Genomic DNA, 9,211 nt, shown 5'->3' with positions numbered 1-9,211 from the left:
TTCTATGCCGAGGAAGACCTCGCCCGTCTCCGCATGAGCATGAAGGAGCCGGTCGGGGTAGGCGCCGGCGTGCTCGGCGAGCCCGATCCGGCCCAGCAGCTCCCGGCCCCGCGCCTCGGCCTCGGCCCGGCCGGTGCGACGGACCCGGCGCAGCCCCAGCGTGACGTTGTCGAGCACCGAGAGGTGCGGGAAGAGGTTGTAGTGCTGGAAGACGACGCCGATCCGGGCGCGCACCGCGTCGACGTCCACGCGGGGGTCGCTGATGTCCTCACCGGCCAGCAGGATCTGCCCGTCGTCGATGGGCTCGAGCAGGTTGATCGTCTTGAGCAAGGTCGACTTGCCCGACCCGGAGGCGCCGATGAGGACGACGACCTCGTGCTCGGCCACCTCGATCGTGACGCCGTCGAGGACGACCCGGTCGCCGAAGCGCTTCTCGATGCCGAGCAGGGACAGCGTGCTCACACGACGCCACCGATCTGCTCACGACGGCGGGCGCGGGCGGTGAGCCAGTCGGTGAGCCGGATGAACGGCCACGAGAGCAGGACGAAGAGCAGTCCGGCGACGACGTACGGCGTGAAGTTGTAGGTGCTCGAGACCTCGATCTGGGCGGCGCGGACGGCGTCGACGGCGCCGAGCACCGAGATCAGGCCGACGTCCTTCTGCATCGACACGAGGTCGTTCATCAGCGCGGGCGTCACCTTGCGCACCGCCTGCGGCAGGACGACGACGCGCAGGGTCTGGCCGTAGCTCAGGCCCAGCGACCTCGCCGCCAGCCGCTGCGAGGGGTGGACCGCCTCGATGCCGGCGCGCAAGACCTCGGCGACGTAGGCGCCGTAGGTGATCACGAGCGCGATCGTCCCCCAGACGTACGACGGCACCCGGCCGGTCAGCCCGAGCCCGGGGATCCCGAAGCCCACGAGATAGAGCACGATCAGGAGCGGCACCCCGCGGAAGAGATCGGTATAGGCGGCCGCGAGGAACCGCACCGGCGCGAGCACCGGTCCGCGCGTCGTCCGCGCGATGGCGACGAGCGAGCCGACCACCGCGACCGCCGCCGCGGCCACGACGAGCACGCGGACGTTGAGCCACAGGCCCTCGAGGATCTCCGGCAGCACGTCCCAGCCGTAGCCGACGTCGAAGAAGGAGGTGCGGACGTCCTTCCAGCCCGGGCTGGTGGTGATGACGAGCCACGCCACGCCGGCGAAGAGCAGCGTGCTCGCCACGCTGACGAGCAGGGAGCGACGCCGCTGGGCGGTGCGGTAGCGGCGCCGCCCGAGCTCGAGATCCGAGGTCACTGGAGGACGGGCGCGCCCGCCGCGTCGGTGAGCCACGTGGTCGCCAGCTCGTCGAGGGTGCCGTCCTCGCGGAGCGCGTCGACGGCCTCGGTCACCGGCGAGGTCAGCGGCGAGTCCTTGGCGAGCAGCAGACCGAACTCGTCGCCGCCGTCGCTGCCCTGGAGCTGGCCGACGACCACGCCGTCGTCGAGCTCGGCGTTGGCGAGGTAGAGCGCGGTCGGCAGGTCGACCGCGATGGCGTCGACCTGCCCGGCCTTCAGCGCCGCGACGGAGTCCTCGACGCTGTTGTAGGTCTGGACGTCGTGGCTCGGGTCGATCTCGGACTCGGCGAGCGTGATCGAGGTGGTGCCGACCGCGCCGCCGATGGTCGCGTCCTTGAGGCCGGCGAGGTCGGTGGCGTCGGCCCCGGTGTTGCCCTTGATCGACACGATCGCGGTGGCGGTCGTGTAGTAGGGGCTGGAGAAGTCGACGGCCTTCTTGCGGTCGGCGCTGATCGTGAACTGCTGGAGGTTGAAGTCGAAGTCCTTCGGCCCCGGCGCGATCGCGGCGTCGAACGTGGTCCGGACCCAGACGACGTCGTCATGGGCGAAGCCGAGCTTGTCGGCGACGGCGTACGCCACCGCGGCCTCGAACCCCTTGCCCGACTCCGGCTTGTCGTCCTCCACCCACGGCGAGTACGCCGGCTCGCCGGTCGCGATGGTGAGCTTGCCCGCGGTGAGCGTGTCGAGGGCGGCGGTGCCGCTCGCCGTGCTGGTGGCGTCCGCGGCGCCGTCGGTGTCGCTGCCGCACGCGGCGAGCGCCGTCACCGCAACGACCGAGGTGAGAACGGAAAGAAGTCGAGTCAAACGCATGACTTCATCGTCTCAGATGAGAACCGGCGAGACGAACCCGGAGCGAAGATCGGCACCCGGTAGGTGCCCGAAACAATCTGGTCTTACGATCCGTCCGTGCTGAAGCCCCCTCACGTCGACGTGATCGCCTACTTCGCTGACGACCCGACCCGGATCTACCAGCTTCTGCAGTGGATCCCGGTGCTCGAGGGGCTTGATACGACGCATTCCGTGGGTGTGGTGACCCGCGATCCGGAGACGGCGGGCATCGCGGCGGAGCGCACGCACCTGCCGGTCTTCTGCGTGCCCGACTTCGACGAGATGCACCAGCTCTACCCCCAGCTGGACGCGAAGGTCGCGGTCTACTGCAACAACTCGATGCGCAACTTCCACTCGCTGCTCGACCACCGGATGCTGCACGTGCACATCAACCACGGCGAGTCCGACAAGCAGTCGATGGTGTCCAACAACGCCAAGGCCTACGACCGCGTGTTCGTCGCCGGCGAGGCGGCCGCGCAGCGGATCGAGGGCGGCCTGCTGGAGTTCGACGCCACGAAGCTGGTCCGGATCGGCCGGCCGCAGCTGGACCTGCAGCCCGAGCCGATCATCGCCGACGTCTCCGCGTCCGGGCGCCGCACGGTGCTCTACGCCCCCACCTGGGAGGGCGACGCGGAGTACAACGACTACACCTCGGTCGGCCTCTTCGGCGAGCGGATCGCCCGCGCGATCCTGGCCGTTCCGGACGTGCGCCTCGTCTACAAGCCGCACCCCAAGGTGACCACGTCGGAGACGCCCGAGATCGCCGCGGGCCACCGCGCGATCCTCGAGGTGCTGGCCGCGGCGGCCGCCGCCGAGCCCGGGGCCGGTCACGAGGCGGTGCTCGAGGGCGACATCCTGGCGGTGATGCCGCGCTGCGACGCGATGGTCACCGACGTCTCCTCGGTCGGCCTGGACTGGCTCTACCTGCGCACCGACAAGCCGATCCTCATCACCGACCGGCACCACGACCCCGAGACCCTGCGCCGCGAGGTGCCGGTCAGCCGCGCCGCCGACGTCCTCGAGGCCGAGGACATGGCGACGCTCACCGAGCTGCTCACCGCGCGCCTGGCCCACGACGAGCACCGGATCGCGCGGGCCGCGATGCGGCACCACTACTTCGACGACGTCCGGGTGGGCGAGTCGACGCAGCGGTTCCACGCCGAGATCGCCGCCCTGTGCGAGCTGCGCGACCGCCTGACCGGGATCGACCCAGAGGCCGACACCGCCGTCACGGCCTAGACGATCACGCGAGGAGCCCCTCCAGCCGCCGGTAGGACGTCTCCATGCCGGTGGTCATGCCGGTGCCGAGGACGATGTCCCGCAGCTCGGCACTCGGGTAGGTGATGACCAGCGAGAGCAGGGTTCCGCCGTCGACCGCGGTGAGCGTCAGCTCGTTGAGCGTCGACGGGCCGTCCATGCCGATCATGGCCTCGGTGGTGACGGTGCGGTGCGGCGGCAGCGACTCGAGCAGCTCGCCGGTGAACCCGAAGCGATCGCCGGCCGTGCCCTCCGCGGGAGCCCACTCGTAGCGGTAGCCCTCCCCCACGCCCGTCGCGACCTCGCAGACCGGCATCGTCCAGCCGTCGGGCCCGAGCAGCCAGCGCCGCAACAGGTCGGGGTCGTGGTGGGCACGCCAGACGTCCTCCACCGAGCCACGGATCACCCGCGTGATCCGGACGAGCGTGTCGGAGAGGATCTGCGTCTCGACGCCGTTGCCGGCCGCGTACGACGTCAGGTCGGCGATCACGTCGTCCATCTGTCCCATGGCGGCGCGCATGCCCTCCTCCATGCCCATCCGGACGAGCTGCTCCATGGCCTCGAACGACGGGAAGTACGTCGTCGTGGTGACCCGGGACCCGTCCCCGTCGGTCGCCTCGAAGCTGAAGACCATGCGCATCGCCGGCATCTCCCGGTTGGGCGAGCCGTCGGCGAGGGCGAACCCGTCGAGCACCTCGAAGCCCTTGAGCTCGTCGACCGAGAGCCACTCCCAGTAGCCGCCGGAGGCCTCGCCGTCGGGCCCGGTCATGACGTACTGGCTCAGGCCGCCGACGGCGACGTCGTGCCGGGTGAACGTCGCGGGCCACCCCGGCGGACCCCAGAAGCGCTCGAGCGAGCGCGGGTCGGCGTACGCGTCCCAGAGGCGGCGGAGTGGCGCGGTGAAGTCGGCGACGACCGTCATGGTCAGTGCCTCGGGGTCCTTGGTGACGGTGGTGACGGGCATGTCAGCCCTCCTCGGAGGTGGGGGTGTCGGGTTCGTCGAGCAGGGCGTCGAGCCGCGCGACGCGGCCACGCCAGATCTGCTCGTAGGAGTCCAGGAGCGCCTGCGCGCGCCGGATGGCGTCCGGGTTGCCACGCACGAGGCGCTCCCGTCCGCGGGCCTGCTTGGTGACCAGGCCCGCCTCGGTCAGGACGGCGACGTGCTTCTGCACCGCCGCGAAGCTCATGTCGTAGAGCGAGGCGAGCGACGAGACCGAGGCCTCTCCCGCCAGCGTGCGCCGGACGATGTCGCGGCGCGTGGCGTCCGCCAGGGCTCGGAAGACCCGGTCGACCTCGGCGTCCGTGAGAGCAAGTTCTACAACCATTTGGTTGTAGATAATCATCTCCGCGCGTCCGGCGCAAGAGGGGTATGACCTCGGCGGCAGCGGGGACTCCTCCGACATGTCCACCGCAGCCACCGTCCTCATCGTCGTGCTCGCCGTCGTGATCGGCGGGGCGCTGATCGCCGTGTGGTGGGTCGACGCCCGTCGCGCCAAGCGCGTCGAGGCCGACCCGCAGCGCACCGGCCTGCGTGGCCGCCTCGGCCGCATCGACGAGGAGCGGCTCCGTCAGGACGAGGAGCGCTACGCGGAGCTGCAGGAGGGCGCCACGTCCAATCCCTACAACCGACTGAGGTGAGTTCCATGAGCAAGCTCGTCAAGGCCTTCGCGGCCGGCGTCGGTGTCGGCTACTACCTCGGCAGCCGGCCCCGTGAGCAGGCCGTCGCCGAGATCAGGAGCGCGGCGCAGGCCGTCTACGGCTTCACGCGCGATCGTGTGGCCGACGCCCGCGAGGCGAAGGACACCTGGCAGTCGCCCAGCTCCGACTCGGACGCAGACCCGTTCCCGAGCACCTCCCCCGGCAACGTCACGGCGTCCCCGACCTGGGCCGACGCCGACATCGATGGAAAGGTCCACCAGCATGCCTGAGAAGAACGCCGACAAGATCGTCTCCCTCCTGCAGGACCGCCTGCACGCGGACAACGACCTCCAGCTCACGCTGAAGCACATCCACTGGAACGTCGTCGGGCCGCAGTTCGTGGCCGTCCACGAGATGATCGACCCCCAGGTCGACGCGGTCCGGCTCCAGGCCGACGCCCTCGCGGAGCGGATCGCCGCCCTCGGCGGCATCCCCGTCGGGACGCCCGGCGCGCTGGTCAAGGCCCGCTCGTGGGAGGACTACTCGCTCGGTCGCGCGACCACGCAGCAGCACCTGCGCGCGCTCTCCGACGTCTACAAGGGCGTCATCGACGACCACCGCAAGGCCATGGAGGAGCTCGAGGACCTCGATCTGGTGACCCAGGACCTGATCATCGGCCACATCCAGGAGCTGGAGCAGTTCGACTGGTTCGTCCGTGCCCACCTCGAGCAGCCGGCCGAGGCGCCGGAGGGCACGACCGTTCCGGACGACCTGTCCAGCCTCGGCGAGGGCGCGTCGAGCACGTCCTGACCCCTTTTCCCCGCTTCCCTCTCTCCTCCCCGGGCCCGCCCTGAGTCGTCAGGTCGGGCCCGCGGCCGTGATCCATCCCCGCCGACGAAGGAGTCACCATGCCCGAGCAGCTGCAGCCCGAGGACACCCTGGACGACCGCGGCGTCGACGATGTCCTCGACGAGGGGATCTCACCGCCCGAGCGGCCGCGCGGCGTCGACGACAAGGCGACCACCCCTGCCGGCCAGCGCGAGGGCGAGACGCTCGACGAGCGTCTCGCCCAGGAGGAGCCGGACGTCGACGCCGGCCTGGACACCGACGACGTGGACGCCGAGGAGTCCGGAGACCCCGCCGACTCCGCCGCCGGGGACGAGCGGTCGGGACGCCTCGTGGCACCCGACGAGGGGTCGCGCGAGGACGTCGACAAGGACGAGGTCGCCTCCGACGTCGGCATCGACGGAGCCGGCGCCAGCGCCGAGGAGGCCACGATGCACGTCATCGAGGACTGAGCCCCGACGGAGCGGTCGCCCGCTCAGTCGAGGCAGAACTCGTTGCCCTCGGGGTCGAGCATGACGATGAACCCCATGCTCATCGGCGGGTCGGGCTCGAACCGCCGCTGACGCGTGGCCCCGAGGGAGACCAGCCGCTCGCACTCGGCCTCCAGCGCCGCCATCCGCTCCTCCCCCTGGAGCCCCGGCGCGACGCGGAGGTCGAGGTGCACGCGGTTCTTGGCCGCCTTCTCCTCCGGCACCTGCTGGAAGAAGATCCGCGGCCCGCGGCCCTCCGGGTCCTCCAGTGCCGACGCCGCGTTGCGCCGCTCCACGGGCACGCCGGTCGCCTGGAGGAACGCGTCCCAGGCCGCGAGCGGCTCGTCGCCCTCGACGAGCTCCACGCCGGGCGGCGGCGGGTGGACGTAGCCCAGCGCGTCGCGCCAGAAGGTCGACAGGGTGCGCGGGTCCAGGGCGTCGAACGTCACTTGCACGGTGCGGCTCATGTCTCCCACTGTGGCACGGGGGTCGGACACAAGCGGGCCGGCGGCCGCGAGGCGGCTGCCAGGCGGCTGCGACGGGCTGGGACCATGAGGGCATGGACAGCGAGACACGGGCCTACCGGACCGGCGAGCGCGACGTCGTACGCGATCTGACGGCTGACTGCGCCGAGTTCGCCGCCGGTCGCGGCGACGGCCTGCTGCACGTCTTCGTCCCCCACGCCACCGCCGGGCTGGCGATCCTCGAGACCGGGGCCGGCAGTGACGACGACCTGCTCGCGGCGCTCGCCGACCTGCTGCCGGCCGACGACCGCTGGCGGCACCGCCACGGCAGTCGCGGGCACGGCCGCTCCCACGTGATGCCCGCCCTCGTGCCGCCGTACGCCACCATCCCGGTCCTCGGCGGACGGCTCGCCCTCGGCACCTGGCAGAGCGTCTGCCTGGTCGACCTCAACGTGGACAACGCGGTCCGCGAGGTCCGGCTGAGCTTCCTGCGGGGGTGAGGACGGGATGACGGGCGGACGCGAGGGGTACGACGAGGACATGTCGCATCGACTGGATGACCGCCCCGAGGCGGACGCGCCGGAGAAGCCCGAGTCGCCGACCGAGCTCACCAAGCCCTCGTGGCTCTACATCGCCCGCTCGACGTGGCGCGAGTTCTCCGACGACCAGTGCACCGACCTGGCCGCCGCGCTGACCTACTACGCCGTGCTCTCGCTCTTCCCGGCGGCGATCGCGCTGCTCTCCCTCATCGGGCTCGTCTCCAACCCGGAGAAGACCGTCGAGTCCCTGCTCGGCATCCTCGACGACCTCGGTGCCTCCTCCGCGGTCGACACCGTCCGGCCGACGCTGGAGGATCTCGCGCAGGGCGGCGGCGCGGGGATCGCGCTGGCCGTCGGCATCCTGGCGGCGCTCTGGTCGGCGTCCGGCTACGTCGGGGCGTTCGGCCGGGCCATGAACCGCGTCTACGAGGTCGAGGAGGGGCGCCCGATCTGGAAGCTGCGCCCGCTCATGCTGCTGCTGACCTTCGTCACCGTGGTGCTCGTCGCGCTGGTCGCCTTCGCCCTCGTGCTCACCGGGCCGGCCGCCCGCGCCGTCGGCGACGCCGTCGGGCTGGGCGACACGACCGTGCTGGTGTGGGGCATCGCGAAGTGGCCGGTGATCCTCGTCGCGGTCGTGGCCATCGTCGCCCTGCTCTACTACGCCACGCCCAACGTGAAGCAGCCGAGGTTCCGCTGGATCAGCGTCGGCGCGTTCGTCGCCATCCTCGTCTGCGTCGTGGCCTCCGTGGCGTTCGGTCTCTACGTCGCCAACTTCTCCTCCTACGACAAGACCTACGGCTCGCTCGCCGGCGTCATCGTGTTCCTGCTGTGGCTCTGGCTGATCAACGTGGCGCTCCTCTTCGGCGCCGAGCTCGACTCCGAGCTCGAGCGCGGGCGCGAGCTGCAGGCCGGCATCCACGCCGAGGAGCATCTCCAACTACCGGTGCGCGACGACCGCGTCATCGAGAAGAACGACGAGAAGCGCCGCGAGATGGTCGAGCAGGGCCGCGAGCTGCGTCGCAGCCACGGCGAGGAGGAGTGAGTCAGGCCCTCGCGTCCGGGCGCCTGTCCCCGCGCTTGGCCTGACGGCGCTCCTCGCGGAGACGGCGCTCCTCGGCGTACGCGGCGGCGGCCTCCTCGAGCGTGGGAGCCGTGCCGCCGTACGCCTTCGGGAGCCACCACGATCCCGGCGGCTGCTCGTCGGCGGGGTGCTCGCGGATCAGGGTGTCGAGCATCGACTCCATCCGCGACTTGAGATCGGCCGTCTCGGCGACCGGGTCCTCCCCCGTGAGATGCATCGGCTCGCCGACCGCGATGCCGATCGTCTTGTGCCGGGAGAGGTCGAGCTTGCGCCCCTTGGCGAGGATGCGCTGGGTGCCCCACACGACGACGGGGATGAGCGGCACGCCGGCCTCCGCGGCGATCCGCGCGGCACCGGTCTTGACGTCCTTGATCAGGAAGCTGTTGGAGATGGTGCCCTCGACGAAGATGCCCACGAGCTCGCCCGCATGGAGCTGCTCAACCGCGACCTTCATGCCCTCCGCGCCGTTGGCGCGGTCGATCGCGATGTGCTTGAAGGCCCGCATGACGGGGCCGCCGATCTTGTTGTCGAAGACCTCCTTCTTGGCGATGAAGCGGGTCAGCCGGCCCTTCTCCGCACCCGGGTAGCCGTGGATGATGTAGTCGACGTACGACAGGTGGTTGACCGCCAGCAGCGCTCCTCCCGTGTCCGGGATGTGCTCCAGGCCGGTCGCCCGGATGTCGATGTCTCCGAGCTTGAACCAGGCACGGGCGGCTTTGATGACGAGGGGGTAGGCGAGGTCCACCCGGGCA

At 71.0% G+C, this 9,211-nt stretch carries 14 protein-coding genes; 7 read left to right on the top strand and 7 right to left on the bottom strand.

Annotated elements, in window-relative coordinates; all coding sequences use genetic code 11:
- The 3 genes from QM572_RS00435 to QM572_RS00425 all read right to left on the bottom strand — a co-directional run.
- A partial coding sequence (locus QM572_RS00435; protein ID WP_415088861.1) for an ATP-binding cassette domain-containing protein occupies positions 1 to 462 on the bottom strand: 462 nt, incomplete at its 3' end.
- Complete coding sequence (locus QM572_RS00430; protein WP_415088859.1) at positions 459 to 1,295, bottom strand: amino acid ABC transporter permease; 837 nt, start codon at positions 1,293 to 1,295, stop codon at positions 459 to 461. The genes QM572_RS00435 and QM572_RS00430, both read right to left, overlap by 4 nt.
- Complete coding sequence (locus tag QM572_RS00425) at positions 1,292 to 2,146, bottom strand: ABC transporter substrate-binding protein (protein ID WP_415088857.1); 855 nt, start codon at positions 2,144 to 2,146, stop codon at positions 1,292 to 1,294. The genes QM572_RS00430 and QM572_RS00425 overlap by 4 nt, the downstream gene beginning before the upstream one ends.
- Before the next feature lie 96 nt (positions 2,147 to 2,242).
- Between QM572_RS00425 and QM572_RS00420 the strand changes: the two genes are divergently transcribed.
- Positions 2,243 to 3,403: a CDP-glycerol glycerophosphotransferase family protein gene (locus QM572_RS00420; RefSeq protein ID WP_415088855.1), complete on the top strand. Its 1,161-nt coding sequence runs from the start codon at positions 2,243 to 2,245 to the stop codon at positions 3,401 to 3,403.
- 4 nt (positions 3,404 to 3,407) lie between these two features.
- Here the strand turns inward: QM572_RS00420 and QM572_RS00415 are convergent, their stop codons facing one another.
- Entirely contained in the window at positions 3,408 to 4,385 is a 978-nt protein-coding gene (locus tag QM572_RS00415) for an SRPBCC family protein (protein ID WP_415088853.1), read from the bottom strand.
- Between the two features lies 1 nt (position 4,386).
- A complete protein-coding gene (locus QM572_RS00410; RefSeq protein ID WP_415088851.1) occupies positions 4,387 to 4,764 on the bottom strand; it encodes an ArsR/SmtB family transcription factor in 378 nt (125 codons plus the stop codon).
- A 58-nt stretch (positions 4,765 to 4,822) separates the two neighbouring features.
- Between QM572_RS00410 and QM572_RS00405 the strand changes: the two genes are divergently transcribed.
- From QM572_RS00405 to QM572_RS00390, 4 genes are all read left to right on the top strand, one after another.
- Positions 4,823 to 5,059 carry a hypothetical protein gene (locus QM572_RS00405; RefSeq protein WP_415088849.1) on the top strand — a complete coding sequence of 79 codons (237 nt, stop codon included), beginning with the start codon at positions 4,823 to 4,825 and terminating at the stop codon, positions 5,057 to 5,059.
- A 5-nt stretch (positions 5,060 to 5,064) separates the two neighbouring features.
- Complete coding sequence (locus QM572_RS00400; protein WP_415088847.1) at positions 5,065 to 5,349, top strand: hypothetical protein; 285 nt, start codon at positions 5,065 to 5,067, stop codon at positions 5,347 to 5,349.
- On the top strand, positions 5,342 to 5,869 hold the full coding sequence (locus tag QM572_RS00395) for a Dps family protein (protein WP_415088845.1): 528 nt from the start codon (positions 5,342 to 5,344) through the stop codon (positions 5,867 to 5,869). Before QM572_RS00400 ends, QM572_RS00395 begins: the two co-directional genes overlap by 8 nt.
- Before the next feature lie 98 nt (positions 5,870 to 5,967).
- Positions 5,968 to 6,357 (top strand): DUF5709 domain-containing protein, encoded by a 390-nt coding sequence (locus tag QM572_RS00390; RefSeq protein ID WP_415088843.1) that lies wholly within the window; start codon positions 5,968 to 5,970, stop codon positions 6,355 to 6,357.
- Between the two features lie 23 nt (positions 6,358 to 6,380).
- On the opposite strand, the gene QM572_RS00385 is transcribed toward QM572_RS00390, so the two are convergent.
- The gene (locus QM572_RS00385) at positions 6,381 to 6,842 is read right to left on the bottom strand and encodes a VOC family protein (protein ID WP_415088841.1); all 462 of its coding nucleotides are present in this window, start codon (positions 6,840 to 6,842) and stop codon (positions 6,381 to 6,383) included.
- A 92-nt stretch (positions 6,843 to 6,934) separates the two neighbouring features.
- Here QM572_RS00385 and QM572_RS00380 point away from each other — a divergent pair, with 92 nt between their 5' ends.
- On the top strand, positions 6,935 to 7,339 hold the full coding sequence (locus QM572_RS00380) for a YjbQ family protein (RefSeq protein WP_415088839.1): 405 nt from the start codon (positions 6,935 to 6,937) through the stop codon (positions 7,337 to 7,339).
- A gap of 7 nt (positions 7,340 to 7,346) precedes the next feature.
- Positions 7,347 to 8,420, top strand: a complete 1,074-nt coding sequence (locus QM572_RS00375; RefSeq protein WP_415088837.1) for a YihY/virulence factor BrkB family protein — start codon at positions 7,347 to 7,349, stop codon at positions 8,418 to 8,420.
- 1 nt (position 8,421) lies between these two features.
- Here the strand turns inward: QM572_RS00375 and QM572_RS00370 are convergent, their stop codons facing one another.
- Positions 8,422 to 9,204 (bottom strand): lysophospholipid acyltransferase family protein, encoded by a 783-nt coding sequence (locus QM572_RS00370; RefSeq protein ID WP_415088835.1) that lies wholly within the window; start codon positions 9,202 to 9,204, stop codon positions 8,422 to 8,424.
- Positions 9,205 to 9,211: the final 7 nt, after the last annotated feature.

The organism is Nocardioides sp. (assembly GCF_047607365.1).
Lineage (GTDB): Bacteria > Actinomycetota > Actinomycetes > Propionibacteriales > Nocardioidaceae > Nocardioides.
The sequence above is the reverse complement of the archived record's forward strand: the minus strand, read 5'-3'. Positions and strand labels throughout refer to the sequence as shown.